Genomic DNA, 18,787 nt, shown 5'->3' with positions numbered 1-18,787 from the left:
AGTACTTAAGGAGACGGACCAGTGGCCGACAACGCGCGCGCCAAGAGGCTGGCGGACCTCATCCGAGAGGTGGTGGCCCAGAAGCTGCTGCGCGGGATCAAGGACCCGCGGCTCGGCTCACACGTCACCATCACGGACACCCGGGTCACCGGTGACCTGCGGGAGGCGACCGTCTTCTACACGGTGTACGGGGGCGAGGAGGAGCGGGCGGCCGCGGCCGCCGGACTGGAGAGCGCCAAGGGCGTGCTCCGTTCCGCGGTCGGAGCGGCGGCGGGCGTGAAGTTCACCCCCACGCTGACCTTCGTGGCCGACGCGCTGCCCGACACCGCCAAGACCATCGACGACCTCCTCGACAAGGCCCGCCAGTCCGACGAGAAGGTGCGCGAGGTCTCGGCCGGCGCCAAGTACGCCGGCGAGGCCGACCCGTACCGTAAGCCGGGCGACGAGGACGAGACGGACGACGCCGCCGAATGACCGAGAAGAACCGGACGCCCGACGGCCTTGTCATCGTCGACAAGCCGTCGGGCTTCACCTCGCACGACGTGGTCGCCAAGATGCGCGGGATCGCCAGGACCCGCCGCGTCGGGCACGCCGGCACCCTTGACCCCATGGCGACGGGCGTGCTCGTCCTCGGCGTCGAGAGGGCGACCAAGCTCCTCGGGCACCTCGCGCTGACCGAGAAGGAGTACCTGGGCACCATCCGGCTCGGCCAGACGACCCTGACCGACGACGCCGAGGGCGAGATCACGGGGTCGGTCGACGCCTCGAAGGTCACCCGGGAGGCTGTCGACGCCGGGATCGCCAAGCTGAGCGGCGACATCATGCAGGTGCCGTCGAAGGTCAGCGCCATCAAGATCGACGGCGTGCGCTCCTACAAGCGGGCGCGTGAGGGCGAGGAGTTCGAGATCCCGGCACGCCCCGTGCGGATCTCGTCCTTCGCGGTGTACGACGTCCGGGACGCGGTCGCCGAGGACGGCACCCCGGTCCTCGACCTGGTGGTCTCCGTGGTCTGCTCCTCCGGCACCTACATCCGGGCGCTCGCCCGTGACCTGGGCGCCGACCTGGGCGTGGGCGGCCATCTGACGGCTCTGCGCCGGACCCGGGTGGGACCGTACAAGCTGGACTCCGCGCGGACCCTCGACCAGCTCCAGCAGGAGCTGACGGTGATGCCCATCGGTGAGGCCGCGGCCGCCGCCTTCCCGCGCTGGGACGTCGACGCCCGTCGGGCCAAGCTGCTCGCCAACGGCGTACGGCTCGACATGCCCGAGGAGTACGCGGGCGCCGGCACGGTCGCCGTCTTCGGCCCCGAGGGCGCCTTCCTCGCGCTGGTCGAGGAACAGAAGGGCAAGGCGAAGAGCCTGGCCGTCTTCGGCTGAGGCCTCTTCGCGGGGCACCGGGGCGGTCTTCGCCCGTGGAGCGGCGATCACGGGGTTGTGCCGCCGCTCCACGGTCCCCCCTCGGTTCCCCCACCCCTAGGGTGTATCCGCAGGTCCCTTTCCATTCACCCGCGCGGGCAGGCGCTCGGAGTGAACCGGGGGAGTGGAAGGGGGCGCGTTCCGCACGCGATCTGTCCCGCTGATCACGCCGCACCTACCGTCGAAAACAGGAACGTGCGTACGGCGGGAAGGCTCGACCATGACGGCAGGGGGTGACTCCGTCGGCGGAGCGGTTGGCTCCGCAGGGAAGAGCGGGGGACGGGGATACGGGGGCGCGGGGGAGACGGCCCGGCCGGGCGGGCGGGATAACGACGCCGGAGCGGGGGCCGCGGGGCGGATTTCCGGCGGGGGTGGGAGCCTTGCGGCCGGTGACGGCGGATGGGCTGATTCCGGCGCGGATCTCACATCCGGTGACGCGACTCGGGCGGGTTCGGGCGCGGACGCTTGCCTTGCGGCCGGTGACGCCTCTTGGGCCGGTTGGGGTGCGGGTCTTGCGGCCGGTGATGCCGAGCGGGTTGGTCTTCGTGCGGGTCTTGCGGCTGGTGATGCCGAGCGGGTTGGTCTCCGTGACGGTCCTGCGGCCGGTGATGCCGAGCGGGCCGGTCTTCGTGCGGGTCTTGCGGCCGGTGACGTTGAGCAGGTGGGTTCCGGTGTGGGCCTCGCCGCTGGTGACGTCTCTTCGGCCGGTTCGGGTGCGGGTGTCGCGGCCGGTGGCGTCGAGCGGGTCGGTTCTGGCGCGGGCATCGCTGGTGGTGGGTGTGTCGGGGGACGGGCGTCGGGGTGGGGGCGGCGGTTGCGGCACGCGGGTGGGCGGTCGGCGCGTACTCAGGGCGGCGGGGCCGGGCGGGACGACGATCTCGTGCGGCTGCACGACCTGGCCGGACGGCTCCGCGGGGTCGGCTTCGTGGCCGATCACCACGGCACCGTCGTCACCAGTCACGAGGCCGTCGACGGGCTGGCCCGGATCGTGCTGCACGCCGGTGACCGCAGCTGCGTGGTGAGCGCCGACGCCGTGACCCCGCTGCCCGGGCAGGATCTCGCGCTCGTCCGCACCGAGGGCCTCGGCGTGGACCCGCTGCCCCTCTCCCCGCGCGACACCGTCGAGCCCGGTACCTATGTGCGCCTGCCCGCGGGCTGCTGGCGCGAGGCCCGCGTGCTCGGCCCGGCCACCGTGACCTACACGGCCACCGACCGCCGCCATCTCCTCGACGGCGTCCTGGAGCTGGCCATCGGCACCGCGGGCCGCGACGCACTGCGGCTGGGCGGCGGAGCCGCCGGAGGGCCCGTGCTCGACGCCGCTACCGGAGCCGTCGTCGCCGTCCTCGGCACCGCCCTCCAGAGCGGCCACCGCGACACCGGTCACGCCATCCCGCTCCGCACCGCCGCTCCCGGCCCCCTCGCCGGTCTCCTCGCGGAGAACGCGGCCACCGTCCCCGCCTACGGCGCCGACCTCAACCTCGCCGGAGTGCTGGAGCTGACCGCCACCTCCGTGGGCCAGGACGGCCCACCCGCGGGCCGGGGGGACGCGACGGAACCGGTCGAACGAGCCGTCACGGCACGGGAGTTCGCCGCCTTCACCGACGGCACGGCCAGCGTCCTCGGCCTCGTCGGGCCGCCCGGCAGCGGCCGTACGACGGAACTCGCCGCCCTCGCCGCCCGCCGCCACCGAGGCCCCGCCCCGGCCCCCACCCTCTGGCTGCGCGGCGCCGACCTGGAGGACACCGACGACTCGGTCGCCGACGCGGCCCGCCGCGCTCTCGGCCGGGCCGCCCGTATCGTCGCGACCTCAGCGGACTCCGGCCCGGCCGACCTCGGCGACCTCACCCCCGAACGCCTGGCCCACCTCGCCCGGGACGCAGGCCGCCCCCTGTTCCTCCTCCTCGACGGTCCCGAGGAGATGCCCCCGGTCCTCGCCCACCGCCTCGGCGACTGGACCCGGGGCACGGCGCGCTGGCTGCAAGAGACGGGCGCCCGGCTGGTGGTGGCGTGCCGGGAGGAGTACTGGGAGGGCACGGACTTCCCGGCGGACCTGCTCCACGGCGATCCCGGCCGGCACATCCCGCCCCGCGTGCCCCTCACCGACCTCACCGACGACGAGGCCCGCCGGGCCCGGGCCCGCTACGCCCTCCCCGACGGCACCCTCACCGCCCCGGACGACCGGCACCCCCTCACCCTCCGGCTGCTCTCCGAGGTCCGCGCCGCCCTCCCCGACACCCCCCATGCCCCCGTCGACCGTGACCAGGTCTTCGAGGCCTACCTCGACCTGATGTGCCTGCGCATCGCGGTCCGGCTGGCCGGTCCGGGCGGGCTGCGCGGCACCGCCGTGCGCAGACTCGCCGCGAAGGTCTCCGGGCAGGTCCACGAGGCCGCCCGCCGCAGCCTCGGTCCCGGCCAGGGCGAGCTGGACCGCACGTCGTTCGAGGCGGTGTTCCCCTGGGGGCCGGCGCCGAAGCGGCTCGGCGGCTCCGGCTGGGCCTCCGCCGTCCTCGCCGAGGGCCTCCTGGTCCCCGCCGGCACCGGCTACCGCTTCGCCCACGAGGAGCTCGCCGACTGGATCCAGGGCACGCACCTCGACCTGGACGAGGCCCTGCGCGCCCTCGTCCACCGCCGCCGCTCCGGTCCGCCGCAGCACCCCCTGCCCGTCCCGCACCACCGCATCGGCCCCGTCGTCCAGGCGCTGCTGCTCGTCGCCCGCCAGCACGGCACCCCGCAACTGGCCCACCGGCTCGAGGAGTTGCTGCACGCCCTCGACGCGGACCCGCGCTCCTGGTGGGCCGCCCGGCTCCTCACCGAGACCCTCCGGCGGGTGACCGACGCGACGCCGTACACCGACGTCCTGCGACAGCTCGCCGACCGTCTCGTGGCCGGGCGCCGCCGCGGCGAGCCGGTCCCGGACGCCTTCGGACCCGCCTTCTGGACCGCCCTCCCGCTCCCGCCGGGCGCCCGCTTCGACCTGCTGCGCCGACTCGTCCTCGCCGACGGACCCCCACAGGAGCCCGGACCCCGGTTCTTGGACGCCGTGGCGGAGCTGCTCGCCGTCGACCCCACCGCCGTACAGCCGCAGCTGACCCGCTGGTTCGACGACGACCAGGCGCTGCCCGCGACCCCGCACGCGACCGTCGCCGAGGCCGCCCAGGCGCTGCTGCACACCCACCGTGCCAGGGCCCTGGACGACCTCACCGAGGTGCTCGTCGCCTGCGCGCACCGGCGGGGCGACGAACTGCTCACCGTGCTGGCCGAGGACGAGCCGTCGGCGGTGTGCCGGGCCGTGGACCGGTGGGCCCACGACGAGCGGCCGGGGAGAAGGGTGGCGGCGATGACCTACGGACTGCGGGCCGCGCCGCACGTACGCACCGACGCCGACCGCGAGCTCCTGCGCTACGCGGCCCTCGCCCTGCTGGCCCGCCCCGAGGACGCCACCCTGCACGGCGGCGCGCTCGCCCTGCTGGTGCGCGACCCGCAGACACGGGACCGTCATCTCCCGCAGGCGCTCGGGCACTTCGCGGCCGGCGACCCCCGGTTCCCGCTCGACGCGCTGGTCCCCGCCCTCGCCACCCACCTCGGCCCGGTCCTGGACGCCTTCCGGGAGCGGCTGCGGCGGCCCGGCGCCGGGGGCGTGCTGCGCACCCTCGCCGACGTCACCACGCCCGCCCTGGCCCGCCGGGTGGCCGCGCTGGTGCGGGAGGCCGTCCAGGGACGCCCGGAGACCGCCGGGGACGTGGCCGCGTACGTCGACCGGCGCCTCGACCAGGGGCCCACCGTCCGGGCCGTCCTCCTGCCGCTGGTCACCGGGCTCCTCGACGGCGGTCCGGAACGCGTACGGGCCGTGCTGGCGGCCGTCCTCGCGGGCCCGGGCACCCCCGCCTCCCGCCCGCTGCGCGACGAACTCCTCGACCACCTCCTGGACCACGAGGAGGAGCCCGCGGTGCTGATCGCCCTGCTGCCCGCGGTCGCCGCGCGCGCGGACGCCGACATCCGCGAGCTCGTGCACCGCATCGGCCTCCTGCTGGTCCGCACCCCGGACGGCGCCTCCCGCTTCGACAGGGGACTCGTCGACCTCGGCCGGCACGTCCCCGGGTTCGCCGCGCTGGTGGCCGGCTGGCTCGCCGAGGCCCCGCAGGAGTGGGCGGCGGTGGTCGGGCCCAGCACCCGGAGGATGATCGGGAACCTCGCGGGCGTACGGGTCCCCGCCTGAGGTCCGCCACGTCCCGGGCGCGCGTGCGTCGGGTCACACCCCCATGCCGATGCGAGCGACGGGCGCCCGGCATGGCACCCTTAGACCTGCGCAGGTCTTGAGAGTCAATACGGACACGGGTTCGACGAGGAGCGGTCACAGTGCAGCGCTGGCGTGGCTTGGAGGACATCCCCGAGGACTGGGGGCGCAGCGTCGTCACCATCGGGTCCTACGACGGGGTCCACCGCGGGCACCAGCTGATCATCCGGCACGCCGTGGACCGCGCGCGTGAGCTGGGCGTTCCCTCGGTCGTCGTCACCTTCGACCCGCACCCCAGCGAGGTCGTCCGCCCCGGCAGCCACCCGCCGCTGCTGGCCCCGCACCACCGCCGCGCCGAACTCATGGCGGACCTGGGCGTGGACGCGGTCCTGATCCTCCCCTTCACCACCGAGTTCTCGAAGCTCTCGCCCGCCGAGTTCGTCGTCAAGGTCCTCGTCGACAAGCTGCACGCCAAGGCGGTCGTCGAGGGCCCCAACTTCCGCTTCGGCCACAAGGCCGCGGGCAACGTCGACTTCCTCGCCGAGCAGGGCAAGACGTACGACTTCGAGGTCGAGGTCGTCGACCTGTACGTGTCCGGCACGGCGGGCGGCGGCGAGCCCTTCTCCTCCACGCTGACCCGGCGCCTGGTCGCCGAGGGGGACGTCGAGGGAGCCGGGGAGATCCTGGGCCGCCCGCACCGCGTGGAGGGCGTGGTCGTCCGAGGCGCCCAGCGGGGACGGGAGTTGGGCTTTCCCACCGCCAACGTCGAGACCCTCCCGCACACCGCCATCCCCGCCGACGGCGTCTACGCCGGCTGGCTGCACGCCCAGGGCGAGGCGATGCCGGCCGCGATCTCCGTCGGCACCAACCCGCAGTTCGACGGCACCGAGCGCACGGTGGAGGCGTACGCCATCGACCGCGTCGGGCTCGACCTGTACGGCCTGCACGTGGCGGTGGACTTCCTCGCCTACGTCCGCGGGCAGCAGAAGTTCGACACCCTGGACGCCCTGCTGAAGGCGATGGGCGAGGACGTGAAGCGCTGCGGCGAGCTGATCGAGGCCGCCGCCGGAAACTGACGGCACTGACGGGACCGTCGAATCCGACGGGACCAACCCCGGACGCACGGAAGGGGGCCGGCACCTTCGAGGTGCCGGCCCCCTTCCGTGTTCGGGTCACTGCTGCGGCGGCTGACCCGCGTTCGGGTCGTACGGCTGCTGCGGGTATCCGGGCTGCGGCTGACCCGTCTGCCACGGCTGACCGGGCTGGGCGCCGGGGAAGCCCTGGAACGGCGGCTGCGGGGCCGGCGGCTGCGGCTGGCCGGGGGCCTGCTGCTGACCCGGCATCGGGGGAGCCATGGTCGGCGGCTGGTTGGTGCCGTTGCCCGTCCACAGACCCTGCTCCTGCTGGGCCCGCGCGAAGTCCTCGGCCACCATCGTGGCCAGGTCGAAGTACGCCTCCCGGACCTTCGGGCGCATCATGTCGAGGTCGACCTCGGCACCGGCCGCCAGGTGCTCGTCGAACGGTACGACGATCACGCCCCGGCAGCGCTGCTCGAAGTGGGTGACGATGTCCTCCACCTTGATCATCTTGCCGGTCTCGCGGACACCCGAGATCACGGTGATGGAGCGCGAGACGAGGGACGCGTATCCGTGCGCGGAGAGCCAGTCCAGGGTCGTGCTGGCGCTGCTCGCCCCGTCCACCGACGGCGTCGAGATGATGATCAGCTGGTCGGCGAGGTCGAGCACCCCGCGCATCGCGCTGTAGAGCAGACCGGTGCCCGAGTCGGTGAGGATGATCGGGTACTGACGGCCCAGCACGTCGATCGCACGCCGGTAGTCCTCGTCGTTGAACGTCGTGGAGACGGCCGGGTCGACGTCGTTGGCGATGATCTCCAGGCCGGACGGCGCCTGCGAGGTGAACCGCCGGATGTCCATGTACGAGTTGAGGTACGGGATCGCCTGGACCAGGTCACGGATGGTGGCCCCGGTCTCGCGCCGCACCCGGCGGCCGAGGGTGCCGGCGTCCGGGTTGGCGTCGATGGCGAGGATCTTGTCCTGGCGCTCGGTGGCGAGGGTCGAGCCGAGGGCGGTGGTCGTGGTCGTCTTGCCCACGCCGCCCTTGAGGCTGATCACCGCAATCCGGTAGCAGGACAGCACCGGCGTGCGGATGAGGTCGAGCTTGCGCTGCCGCTCCGCCTCCTCCTTCTTGCCGCCGAGTTTGAACTTCGATCCGCCCGGCGTCGGCCTGCTGCTCTTGGCCTTCTGCTTCTTGCTGTTGACCAGCCGGTCCGAGGTCAGCTCGACGGCGGCGTTGTAGCCGAGCGGCGCACCCGCGCCGGCGACCTGCTGCCGCTGGTCGTGCTGGACGGCGGCCGGCCACCCGGCACCGGTACGGGGGTCCACGCCGGGCTGGCCCGGAGCGCCCGCGTAGGGGTTGGGGTTCGGCGCCTGGGGCGGCTGCTGCCCCGGGAACTGCGGCTGCGGCTGCTCCGGCTGGGCGGGGGGTCCCGGCTGGGCGGGGGGCGGCGGCACGGGCTGACCCGGCTGGCCGGGCTGCCCCTGAGGTGCCGGGGGCTGCTGCTGGGGGTAGCCGTAACCGCTCTGCGGGGGCTGGGGGGCGGGCGGTTGGGGGAAGCCGTAACCGCTCTGGTGGGGCTGGGGCGCCGGCGGCTGCGGGTACCCGTAGCCGGGCTGGGGCGCGGGCGGCTGCGGGTAGCCGTAACCGGGCTGGGGAGCCGGGGGCTGCGGGTAGCCGTAACCGCCCGGTGCCGCCTGGGCGTCGGGGTGGTGCGGGGTGGCCGGCCACGTGCCCGGGGCGGGCTGCGGGGCCTGCGGAGCTTGGGGTTGTCCCGCGGTCGGCGTCGGCTGGGCGGGCGGGAGCGCGGCGCCGGGCTGAGCGGTGGGCGGCTGCGGCTGTCCGCCCGTCGACCACTCCGGCGCCGGCGCGGGGGCCGCACCCGGGGCCGCCTGGGCGAACTGCGGCGGCAGCGGCGGGACCGCGCCCTGCGGCGCCGGTGGAGGACGCCAGCCTTCGGGCTGGGTGTCGGGCTGCGGCTGCTCGGGAGCGGGTGCCTGGGCTGCTGTTTGCGGCTGCTCCGGTGCCGGGATCTGGGGGACCTGCGGGACCTGGGCGGCCTGGGGCTGCTCCGGGGAGGCGCTCTGGGGTGCCTGCGGCTGCTCAGGGGATGCGGTCGGTGCGGCCGGGGTCTGCTCCGGGGCGTCGGCCTGGACGGCAGGGGCGTCGGGCGCGGCTGCCTGGGGTTCGGCGCCGGGCTCGGGGTCGACGGCGGGAGCGGTGAGCGGGGCTTCAGGGGCTTCCGGTGCCGTGTCCTCGGAGGCCTGGGCGGTGTCCGCGTCCTCGCTGCCGGATCCGGTTTCCTCGGGGGAGGCGGGCTCGGCCGGAGCCGCCTGCGCCTCGGCTTCCGAGGGTGCCTGCGGGGCTACGGCGGGTGCCGCGGGCTCGGGGGCGTTGGCCACCGGAGCCGAGGGGGCCGTAGGGGGCTCGGGGGTGCTCGCCGTCGGGGCGGGGGCGTCACCGGGGGAGACGGGAGCGACCGGGGGCGCCGGGGGTGCCGAGGCCGCGGGGGGCGCCGTAGGAGGCGCGGGGGGTTGCGGGTAGCCGTAGCCGCTCTGCGGGTTCGGGGGCTGCGGATAGCCGTAGCCACTCTGGGGGTTGGGCGGCGCGGGCGGCTGGGGGTAGCCGTAACCGGCCTGCGGGTTCGGCGGTTGCGGGTAGCCGTAGCCGCCCTGGGGGTGCGGGGGTGCCGGCGGCTGAGGGGCCGTCGGGGCGCCGGACCACGGCGGGGGCGGCGGGGTCGCGGCGGCCGGCGACGGCGCGGGACCGGACGGATCGGGGTGACCGGGGTGCGGTGCGGGCGCGGCGGGGGCAGAAGTCGGCGCGGGAGGCGCTGCCTCGGGCTCGGGCTCGGGCTGGGGCGCCGCGCTCTGCGTGTACCAGGCGGGTGCGGCGTAGTCGATGGTGAACTCGCCCGTCATCTCCGTGGCGGACTCCGCGTCGGACTGGTCGTCGCTGGGCGTGGTCCAGCCCGCGCGCAGCCCGTCCCGATCGCTCTGCACAATTCCTCCTGGTTGGTCGAGCACCCTCGTGCCGTGTGGGCACTCATGTGCCGTGCCGGGGGCGACCGTTCCTGTCGGCCGATCCGACTGAAGTCCCTGGACGCGAACGACCCACCCGTGGGTTCCTGCGTCGCACCCGCATCAAGCCTAAACGCCACACCCGTCAGCGGGGCAGGCCCGTCCGCTGTGCGCTCGCACGCACCGGACGTCCGCCTGCCCCGATGTCGGCCTTGTGACGGTTGTCTGTCTTCTGGCTGTCTTCTGGAGGGACGGTCGGTTCCGCGGCCCGGCCGCCGCCCCTACTCCGCCGGGAGACCGCCGGGGTCCGACGCGGGCTCCAGGTCGAACTCGCCGTCGCGGGCGCCCAGTACGAAGGCCTGCCACTCCGCCTCCGTGTACCGCAGCACGGTGTCCGGGTCCAGGGAGGACCGCATGGCCACCGCGCCCTCGGGGAGGTAGGCGATCTCGACGCGTTCCTCGTGATCCTCGGTGCCGGGCGCGCTGTGCCACTCGACACCGGAGATGTCCAGGCCGTACAGCTCGTCCCGTTCCCTCGCCTTTCGCGCCCGGACGTCGTCGTCCGGTGTCTTTGCGGCGATGTCGTCCGCGTCAGCCATGGTCGGCGGGCCCTTTCTCCTGAGCGAACCTCGTGCAGGAGCACCCTACTTGGCCTGGCCCCCCTCACACAGCGCTACGGTGCGATCACGAACTCGTGTGAGAGGGTGCCGCCTTGGCCTGCCGTGACCGCTCCGGTCAGTCCATCCGGCGAGGCGCTCCGAGGAGACCGGTCTCCGCGTCGGTGGGCTGGGTCATCACGTACTGCCGGGACTTCTGCGTGCACCACAGGGCGACGTTGTCGGCGAGTGAGGACAGGGACGCGGAGTCGCCCTGGGGCAACCGCATGGACTTGCCGACCACTTGGGACTCCTGCGGGGAGATCCGCTGCACCCCGACGACGTCCGCGTTGGCGAGCAGCCGGGGCGCGGTGGGGCCGAGATAGGGGAGCAGGGTCAGCACCGACTGCCAGGGCGTCGTGGTGAGACGGCTGCGCGGCGGGCGGATGCCCAGGTCGCGGATGATCAGCACCGGGCTGGCCGGGGACGGGCCCTGCGGGGCGATCCGCCCCACCTGGTGCACGGTCACGCACTGCTGGCCCCCGCCGGCCGCCTGCGCCATCGGCGCCCACAGCTGCGGACGGGCCGTCTCGACGGCCACGCGCGCGCCGATCGCCGCCGCGCGCAGGGCGATGACCTGGGCCATCCAGGTTCCGCCCACCAGCACCATGTCGAGGCGGGTGGGACGGCACAGGCCCAGCACGGCGGGGTTGTTGTCCTGGTCTATGCCGAGGATCAGGCCGTCGTCGCCGACCGGCAGGGTCAGCTGCGCGAGCACGTCGGCGTCGACGAGGTGGCGCTCACGGCGCGGGCCGAGCAGGCCGAACGCCTCCCGCAGGCGCCGCTCGGGACCGAGCCGGGCGGGCTCGGGGGAGCGGGGCAGATGCCCGGGGCGCTGACCGGGGAAGCCCGGGGTGGAGTTCCCGAAGCCGGAGCGGCCGCCGGGACGCATGGTGGGAGCGGACATCAGCGGGTACCTCCCAGCGGCAGGGTGGCCAGGACTCCGGGCAGCTGCTCACGGTCGAGCCGTACCAGGCCGACCTTGAACGCGGACGCGGCGCGCTCCAAGTGCTGGGCGGCCTCGCCCAGTTCGTTCTCGCCGCGGCCGGTCAGCCGTACGTGCCCGGACAGGGCGAGGAGCTTGCCGCGCCGCCTGCTGATGGTGAGCGAGAAGGTGCTGGCGAGCGTCGGCGCCGAGGTCAGCGCACCGACCAGCCGGGGGAAGGCCGGTCCGGCACCGCCGAACTGGGGCCACTTCGAGATCCAGTACGTGGTGTGCAGCCGGTCGTCGCAGCGCCAGGTGCGGGTGCTCTCCGCCGTACGGCGTCCGGAGCGGCTGCCGTCAAGCGCGGCACCGCCGGTCGTCGCCATCGGGTTCACACAGCTGGAGGTCGCGATGGCGCCGCAGATGTCCGCCTCGCTCAGCACCTTGGCCTGCATGCCGGCTCCCATGAGACGGCTGGCCAGCTGGTCGGCGACCCGCAGCAGCGCCCGCCGGGCACCCTGCATACCGCCGCCGCGCGCCTCCACGGCCTCCGGGCACAGCTCCGGGTCGAGCTTGAGCGCGACCCAGGTGATACGGAGTCCGGGCGTCATGCTCTGGGCCTGGAGCGGGCCGTAGGAACGGACCGCCATGGCCTGCGGGGGCAGATGCGGGGCGGGCGCGGGCTGGGTGTGCTGGACGACCTGGACGGAGGCGAGCCGGATGTCGTCCACCTCCAGCAGGCCCTGGAGCAGGTCCAGGGGGATGTCCCCGGTGCCGTAGGCCGGACGCAGCGGTGTGTCGGCGGCCTGCACCTGAACCAGCGCGGTGAGGAAGGTGCCGTCGCCGAGCATCCCGATCTCGCGCTGCTCGCGGTCCTGGAAGCTGTAGGTGCGCAGCGCCGGGTCGCACTCGACGGCCGGCGCGAAACCGGGGTCGGTGCCGGGCGGCACGGGGTCGGCGTTGCGCCTGCGGCGGTCGCGCAGCGCGCGGGCGGTGCTGAACCACTCGGGCAGCGGACGGCCGCGGCGGCGCAGCAGCCCGGCCAGGACCAGGGGTACGGCCAGCACGATGCCGACGGTGAGACCGATGGGGCGCAGCAGCCAGCCGATCAGCAGGACCGCGGCGGCCAGTTCGAAGCCGACCAGCTGCTGGACGCGCAGGGGTCCGATGCTGCCGGGGCGCCGGGCCAGCGAGGGTGCGGCAGGGCTCGCGGGCCGCGCGCCCGAGGACGGCTGTGCCGGTTCCGGCTCCGGCCCCGGTCCCTGGTTCTCCTGGGTACGACGGCTGCCGTTTCGGCGCCGGGACCTGGTCGCAGTGCTCATCCCCCGGTACAACCCCTTTGCATTGTCTGGCCGCGACTCGAGCTGGCGGCGGATCACCGTACCCCGTACCGTACGGTGCGATCGTCACACGGCATAGTAGAGGCCCCTGCAGGAGCAAACGCCACGGAGTACCGGGCGGCCCTGGGGAGTTCCGCAGTCGGAAACAAAGCGAAATAACGGGGAGTTGACCCATCGATGGCGACACGTCGGGATGAGCTGAACGCTTACTCCTTCGCGCGCAGGCGCACGGTGGCGGCGTTTCTTCAGCCGTCGCCGCACGGTTCGGAGGAGGCGGCACCGCGGCCCCTCAAGACCGTCCTGCCGAGTCTCGGTGTGGCGGTCCTCGTGCTCATCGGATTCGGCGCCTGGGGCATGCTCAGCCCGACCGCGCCGAAGGGCTGGGACGCGCAGGGCAAGAACATCCTCGTCGGCAGCGAGTCGACGACGCGCTACGTGCTCGTGAAGACCAAGGGCGAGAGCAAGCCGAGCCTGCACCCGGTCCTCAACCTGGCCTCCGCCAAGCTGCTGCTCAACGGCGAGAACCCCCAGGTCCTGAAGATCAAGGAGTCGGTGCTCGACAACAGCAAGTACTCGATGGGCGCGACGGTCGGCATCCCCTTCGCCCCGGACCGGCTGCCGTCCCCGGAGGACGCCAAGACGGCGAAGACCTGGGCGCTGTGCCAGGCCCCGGGCCAGGACGGCCAGCCGGTCAGCGCCACGTACGTGCTGGACAGGAGCGACTACCAGAAGCTGCTGCAAAAGCGCGGGGAGCTGAGGGGGAACAAGGTCCTGTACGTCGAGGGACCGAAGGACCCCGGCTCGCTCAGCGGCAACGGACCGCGGTACATGGTCACTCCGGACGGCAGCGCCTATCTCATCGGCGGCACGGGCTGGCGGCTCGCGAGCGAGAACACGCTCCAGGACATCCAGCGCGCCGTGTTCGGCGAAGGGGTGCAGCCGCAGCGCGTCAGCCCGGACTTCATCAAGACGCTGAACGTCGTGGGCGACCTCGAGTTCCCGTCGCTGGGCGGGGACGCCGGGGCGCAGGCGAACGTCGACGGGCTTCCGACCCGCGTCGCCAAGGTGGGCATGGTCCTGGTGACCGGCACCGGGGACCGGCAGCAGAAGTACATCGTGCTGAAGAACGAGGTGCGGCCCATCTCCGACTTCACGGCGGAGATGTGGCTCAGCAGCCCGTTCATCAACGCCGTGTACGCCGGCACCACCCCGGCGCCGGTCCAGGTCGGGTTCAACGACATCCACCCGGAGAACGGTGAGTGGATGGCGCCGAAGAAGTGGCCCGAAGAGACGGTGGTGCAGGCCAACACGCACTGGAAGCAGGGCGGCGACAAGGTCTCGTGCAGCATCTGGCACGGCGGCGCGGTCAACGAGAACACCAACCGGCCCCTGATGACGGTCTGGAGCGGCCGGGACTATCCGAAGGACCTCTCCCAGAGCGGCTCGCGCACCTACGTCTCGCCCGGCAGCGGCCTGCTCTTCAAGCGGGTCACGGGCACCGACGCCGGCGGCGGCAGCACCTTCCTCGTCACCGACACCGGTCTGCGCTACTCGGTCCCCGCACGCAACGACAGCGAGGTCACGGGTGGCGAGAAGGCCGACGCCAACACCCAGCAGACCAACACGTCCCAGGTGCGCCTCGGTTACGGCAAGATCCGCGCGGCGGTGGTCCCGGCGACGTGGGCGGACCTGCTGGCGGCGGGGCCGGAACTGAGCAGCGGGAACGCGGAGCAGGCGCAGGGGTCGTAGTCCGTAGCCCCGCTGTGGGTCGCGGGCCGCTCACACTTCACGAACGCACTTGTGAAAATGGTGAGTTGACTTCATCGCGATCTTGCTACATGCCCCAACTGATGTTCGCTCTGTCAGCGGATGCGACTAGAGTGGAACCAGACCGGACTGGGTACGACCGACCCCCTTCGGGGCCGGCGTTCCGAGCGAGGGTCTACTCAGAACTCCTACGTCTCATGGGGGACACGACATGGCTGGACAGCAGTTCACCATGACCGAGGAGGAGATGGTCGCGTTCAGCGGCAAGATCTCCTCGGTCAACTCCTCGATCCAGGGCGAAATCTCCCGCCTTCAGACCGTGATCGACACGATCACGGGCGGCTGGAAGGGCTCGGCGGCCACCGCGTACAACAACTTGCAGTCGCAGGTGAACCAGGATGCGAACAAGATCAACCAGATCTTGAACGACATCAAGGAAGCGATCGACCAGAGCACCAAGGCCTACGCGGCTTCGGAAGAGGAGCAGCGCGCGTCCATCCAGAACATCGCGGCCTCGTCCCCCTTCGGATGATCGCACCCGTGCGCCGCGGCGTACGTCCGTGATCGACCATCCATACATCTGAGGAGACACAGAAGAGATGTCCGGGCAGATTCTTGTAAATTTCGCCACGATCTCCCAGGCCGCGCAGGACGTCCGCAGCACCGCGGGCAAGATCCGTACGCAGCTTGACGAGCTCGAGAGCGGCGTGAAGCGGATCTCCGCGAGCTGGGAAGGCTCGGCCCAGGAGTCCTACCGCGCCAAGCAGGCCGAGTGGGACCAGCGCGCCGCCTCCATGCAGCAGACGCTGGAGGCCATCGCCAAGGCCCTCGACAGCGCCGCGCAGAACTACCAGGCGACCGAGTCGAAGAACGCCCAGATCTGGGGCGGCTGACGTGACCGCCTGATGGGGGCGAGTGCGCGACAGCGCGCTCGCCCCCATCGGTGCTTCACGGGGTGTGTGGACGTTTCGGTTCATAGCCGGGGCTTTGGTGCGTAGTGGGTAGTCGGCTCGCGGTCGCTTGAGTGGCTTGCGGTCGTGTCGTTGGCGTGGGACCGAATCCCGCCCTGTGCGGGCCGAGTCCCGTGCGGGTGCGGGTGCGGGTGCGGGTGCGGGGCCGGGCCGCCGGCTCTCCGCGCCTTCGCGGCTGGTCCACACGCCGTACGGGGAAACACAACGGGAGGACGTAACAAGTGGGATCCGGGGCATCGCGCGCGGCGCGTCGACGCGTCGCAGGCACCGCCGCCGCGCGCCGGAGCGCCGCAGGTACCGCCGCCCTGGCGGTCCTGGCCTGTGGGCTGCCCTTCGCGGGCGCCGCGCCGGCAGCCGCCGCGGACCGGGTACGGACCGTCTTGGCCGACGACGACGTGCGCTTCCAGGTGGACGACACCAGCTGCTCGTTCCCGTCCGACGTGATCAAGGGAACGCCCTGGTCGCTTCAGCGCGTGGTCCTCGACCAGCTGTGGAAGGACACCAAGGGCAAGGGCGTCAAGGTCGCCGTCATCGACACCGGCGTGGACACCGTCAACGCACAGCTCAAGAAGGCTGTCGTCAACGGCAAGGACTACCTGCACGCGGGTGGCAACGGCAAGACGGACAAGGTGGGCCACGGCACCAAGGTGGCGGGCATCATCGCGGCCCGGAAGCTCGACGGCACCGGTTTCATCGGCCTGGCTCCGGAGGCGACGATCCTGCCGGTCCGTCAGAACGACGACCAGGGCAGCGGCAATGTCGGCACGATGATGGCCGCCATCAGGTGGGCCGCCTCGCAGGGCGCGAAGGTCATCAACATCTCGCAGGACACCGCGTCGAAGATGGACCCGGCGGTCGACGCGGAGTTCCAGTCGGCCATCAAGTTCGCCCAGTCGAAGGACGCGCTGATCGTGGCCGCGGCCGGCAACGACGGGGCGGACGGCAAGGTCAAGGAGACGTACCCGGCGGCGTACCCCGGCGTCCTGGCGGTCGCGGCGTCGGACCGCAACAACGCCCGCGCCCCGTTCTCCCAGTCGGGCCCCTTCGTCGGTGTGGCGGCACCGGGCATCGACATGGTCTCGACGGTCCCGGTGGGCGGCAACTGCGTCGACCAGGGCACGAGTTTCGCGGCGCCGTACGTCTCGGGCGTGGCCGCCCTGATCCGCGCCAAGCACCCGGACTGGGACTACAAGCAGGTCATCACCCAGATCGAGCAGACGGCGGACCGGACCAAGGCGGGTCGTGACGACTTCGTCGGCTGGGGGGTCGTCGACCCGACCGCAGCGGTCAACGACGACACGACGACGCCTTCGGCCGACGGCCCCAAGCCGGACTCGGCCGGCCCCGTGGGCGACGCGGCCGACGTCCAGGCCGCGACACTGGTCCTCGGCGAGACGGAACAGCAGCGAACGGAACGGTACGCGCTGTACGTGGTCGCAGCGGGGTTCGCCCTGGTGCTGCTGCTGGTGGGCGGCGGCCGGGTACTGGGCGACTGGCGACGCAAGCAGGGTGTGGGTAACAACGTGGAGTCAACGGGGAGCTGAGCATGGCTGAAGAAGTAAGCGTCGATCTCGACGAGCTCGAGAAGACCGTCACCGCGCTGAACCGGGTCCTCAGTGATCTCGGCAAGGCGGACACCGACTCGAAAACCAACACCTACCTTCCGGCGGGTGCGCTGGGAACGGGCTTTGACGAGGCGGAAAAGCTCGCCAACGCTCACAACGAGATCAAGACGTACATCGAGGATGCTGTGATGTACCTCAATTCCGTCATGGACGAGTTCGGACAGAAGACGAAATACGCGCACGGGGCGTATCAGGACTCCGACTATGACGCCCAGGCAAGTTTTCCCAACGCGGGAAAGCAGTGATCGATGATCATCGTGAGGGCTGAGGTGCGAATCAACGAGGGGGCACAGGGGCATGGCTGAGAGCGACGGCCACATCGACTACGACTACACCGAGATGAACATGTGCTTCAACGAGAAGCACACGACACCCTTTGCCAGCGGCAAGGACATGGACGAGATGAAGGCCATGGTGCAGCATGCCAGGCCTGAACTCGTGTCCGGCGTGGCCAAGGGCTGGATGGGGCTGTCGACCCAGCTGACGAGCATCCAGTCGGAGTTCGAGAAGGAAGTGGCCCGGATCCAGGAACACTGGAAGGGGGCCGCGGCCGACAGGTTCGCCGCCAAGGCGAAGCAGGTCAGCAAGAGCATCGGCGACACCGCCAAGTACGCCAGCCACACCTCGACGGCGATGGCGAACGCGGGCCACACGCTGAGCCTCATCAAGCCCGAAGTCATGGCGATGGAGAAGCCGAGCAAGCTTTCCAGTGCGATGAACAGCCTGGGCGACGGCTTCACGCGCAGCGACGACGGCTTGAAGAAGGACCTGGCTGCCGGAAAGGGCGCGCAGGACGCCCTCGACGCGAACGCGGACGACCTTTCGGCGGGCCGGGAGGCGCAGCTGAAGATGGCCGCGAAGATGGAGACGCTGGGGGCTTCTTATAACTCTCAGGCCAGGGCTATGGGGTCGTGGAACAAGCTGCCCCGGCGTGAGGATGATCATGACTATCCGGGGGATCCCGGCGGAATTGCTCCGACACCCGTGCCTGTGCCGACGGCCCGTTCGCCTCGGAGCCCGCAAAGTGTGTCTTCTGGTACTGCCCGAACGGCCCAGACGAGTGGCATCAGCTCGTCCAAGGCTGTGACTCCGCCTTCAGGAGTCACCGGTGGAGCACATAAGCCGACCCCACCGACGGGACACGTCGGGACAGCGATTGACGGCATCTCGGGGGGCCGTACTGGAGGCACCACGGTTGGCGGCATGGGCACGGTCGGTGGTGGATCCGCTGGCGGTGGTGGCATCAGTGGCGGAGGCGGCTTCATCGGCGGTGCCGTGGGCGGGGCCGCCGGAGCCGGTGCCGCTCGCGCTGGTATGGCGGGGCGTGCAGGTGCGTCTGCTGCCGGTATGGCCGGTCGTGCTGGTGCCGGAGGTGTTGGCGGCGTAGGTGCCGGAGGCGCTGGAGGCGCAAAGGGTGCGGCTGGACGTGTCGGAGGCACGGCTCGTGGTGGTGTGGTCGGCGGCACACCCAAGTCCGGTGCGGGTGCAGGCAGGGGCACTGCCGGCGGCTCGGGCCTGCACAGCAGCCGTGGAGCCGCAGGAAAGGGTGCGAGCGCTGTCCGCAAGGGCGGCATCGCAGGTGCCCCCGGCTCGCGTACTGGGCGACGCAAGGAAGACGAGCAGCGCGAGGGCGAGCGTCCCGACTACTTGGTCGAGGATGAAGAGACCTGGACTCCGCAGCGTGACGTGGCACCTCGGGTCATCGAGGAATAGACCAGCCAGCGTGCTGTAGCTGGTAGGAAGGCGCGGGGGGTGCACTC

At 72.3% G+C, this 18,787-nt stretch carries 15 protein-coding genes; 10 read left to right on the top strand and 5 right to left on the bottom strand.

What is annotated here, in order from left to right; genetic code table 11:
- Positions 1-21: 21 nt before the first annotated feature.
- Positions 22-474, top strand: a complete 453-nt coding sequence (gene rbfA / locus IF54_RS0107060) for a 30S ribosome-binding factor RbfA (protein ID WP_020138838.1) — start codon at positions 22-24, stop codon at positions 472-474.
- Positions 471-1,376, top strand: a complete 906-nt coding sequence (truB, locus tag IF54_RS0107055; protein WP_030315685.1) for a tRNA pseudouridine(55) synthase TruB — start codon at positions 471-473, stop codon at positions 1,374-1,376. Before rbfA ends, truB begins: the two co-directional genes overlap by 4 nt.
- Positions 1,377-1,590: 214 nt before the next feature.
- On the opposite strand, the gene IF54_RS0107050 is transcribed toward truB, so the two are convergent.
- On the bottom strand, positions 1,591-2,352 hold the full coding sequence (locus IF54_RS0107050; RefSeq protein WP_159002093.1) for a hypothetical protein: 762 nt from the start codon (positions 2,350-2,352) through the stop codon (positions 1,591-1,593).
- On the opposite strand from IF54_RS0107050, the gene IF54_RS0107045 reads away from it, so the two are divergent.
- Both IF54_RS0107045 and IF54_RS0107040 read left to right on the top strand, forming a co-directional pair.
- Entirely contained in the window at positions 2,296-5,631 is a 3,336-nt protein-coding gene (locus IF54_RS0107045; RefSeq protein ID WP_030315677.1) for a trypsin-like peptidase domain-containing protein, read from the top strand. The two genes, IF54_RS0107050 and IF54_RS0107045, sit on opposite strands and share 57 nt — an antisense overlap.
- Before the next feature lie 140 nt (positions 5,632-5,771).
- The gene (locus tag IF54_RS0107040) at positions 5,772-6,725 is read left to right on the top strand and encodes a bifunctional riboflavin kinase/FAD synthetase (RefSeq protein WP_030315675.1); all 954 of its coding nucleotides are present in this window, start codon (positions 5,772-5,774) and stop codon (positions 6,723-6,725) included.
- Between the two features lie 96 nt (positions 6,726-6,821).
- On the opposite strand, the gene IF54_RS0107035 is transcribed toward IF54_RS0107040, so the two are convergent.
- The 4 genes from IF54_RS0107035 to eccE all read right to left on the bottom strand — a co-directional run bounded on the left by IF54_RS0107035 (position 6,822) and on the right by eccE (position 12,646).
- Entirely contained in the window at positions 6,822-9,725 is a 2,904-nt protein-coding gene (locus tag IF54_RS0107035) for an SCO5717 family growth-regulating ATPase (RefSeq protein WP_030315673.1), read from the bottom strand.
- Between the two features lie 299 nt (positions 9,726-10,024).
- Positions 10,025-10,342: a DUF397 domain-containing protein gene (locus tag IF54_RS0107030; RefSeq protein WP_030315671.1), complete on the bottom strand. Its 318-nt coding sequence runs from the start codon at positions 10,340-10,342 to the stop codon at positions 10,025-10,027.
- Between the two features lie 136 nt (positions 10,343-10,478).
- Positions 10,479-11,306, bottom strand: coding sequence for a hypothetical protein (locus IF54_RS0107025; RefSeq protein ID WP_030315668.1), 828 nt, complete (start codon positions 11,304-11,306; stop codon positions 10,479-10,481).
- Positions 11,306-12,646 carry a type VII secretion protein EccE gene (eccE, locus tag IF54_RS0107020; RefSeq protein WP_030315665.1) on the bottom strand — a complete coding sequence of 447 codons (1,341 nt, stop codon included), beginning with the start codon at positions 12,644-12,646 and terminating at the stop codon, positions 11,306-11,308. The genes IF54_RS0107025 and eccE overlap by 1 nt, the downstream gene beginning before the upstream one ends.
- A gap of 195 nt (positions 12,647-12,841) precedes the next feature.
- Between eccE and eccB the strand changes: the two genes are divergently transcribed.
- From eccB to IF54_RS40950, 6 genes are all read left to right on the top strand, one after another.
- A complete protein-coding gene (eccB, locus tag IF54_RS0107015) occupies positions 12,842-14,413 on the top strand; it encodes a type VII secretion protein EccB (protein WP_030315663.1) in 1,572 nt (523 codons plus the stop codon).
- Positions 14,414-14,642: 229 nt separating this feature from the next.
- Positions 14,643-14,963: a WXG100 family type VII secretion target gene (locus IF54_RS0107010; RefSeq protein ID WP_007385064.1), complete on the top strand. Its 321-nt coding sequence runs from the start codon at positions 14,643-14,645 to the stop codon at positions 14,961-14,963.
- 67 nt (positions 14,964-15,030) lie between these two features.
- The gene (locus IF54_RS0107005; RefSeq protein WP_007385065.1) at positions 15,031-15,324 is read left to right on the top strand and encodes a WXG100 family type VII secretion target; all 294 of its coding nucleotides are present in this window, start codon (positions 15,031-15,033) and stop codon (positions 15,322-15,324) included.
- Between the two features lie 299 nt (positions 15,325-15,623).
- On the top strand, positions 15,624-16,946 hold the full coding sequence (gene mycP / locus IF54_RS0107000) for a type VII secretion-associated serine protease mycosin (protein ID WP_030315660.1): 1,323 nt from the start codon (positions 15,624-15,626) through the stop codon (positions 16,944-16,946).
- Between the two features lie 2 nt (positions 16,947-16,948).
- Positions 16,949-17,272, top strand: a complete 324-nt coding sequence (locus IF54_RS0106995) for a hypothetical protein (protein ID WP_030315658.1) — start codon at positions 16,949-16,951, stop codon at positions 17,270-17,272.
- A gap of 52 nt (positions 17,273-17,324) precedes the next feature.
- Positions 17,325-18,740: a PPE domain-containing protein gene (locus IF54_RS40950; protein WP_078851896.1), complete on the top strand. Its 1,416-nt coding sequence runs from the start codon at positions 17,325-17,327 to the stop codon at positions 18,738-18,740.
- Positions 18,741-18,787: the final 47 nt, after the last annotated feature.

This window comes from Streptomyces sp. NRRL B-3229 (genome assembly GCF_000719505.1).
In the GTDB taxonomy this organism is placed as follows: domain Bacteria; phylum Actinomycetota; class Actinomycetes; order Streptomycetales; family Streptomycetaceae; genus Streptomyces; species Streptomyces griseorubiginosus.
Note: the sequence above shows the minus strand (reverse complement) of the source record. Positions and strands in the feature narration are given on the sequence as shown.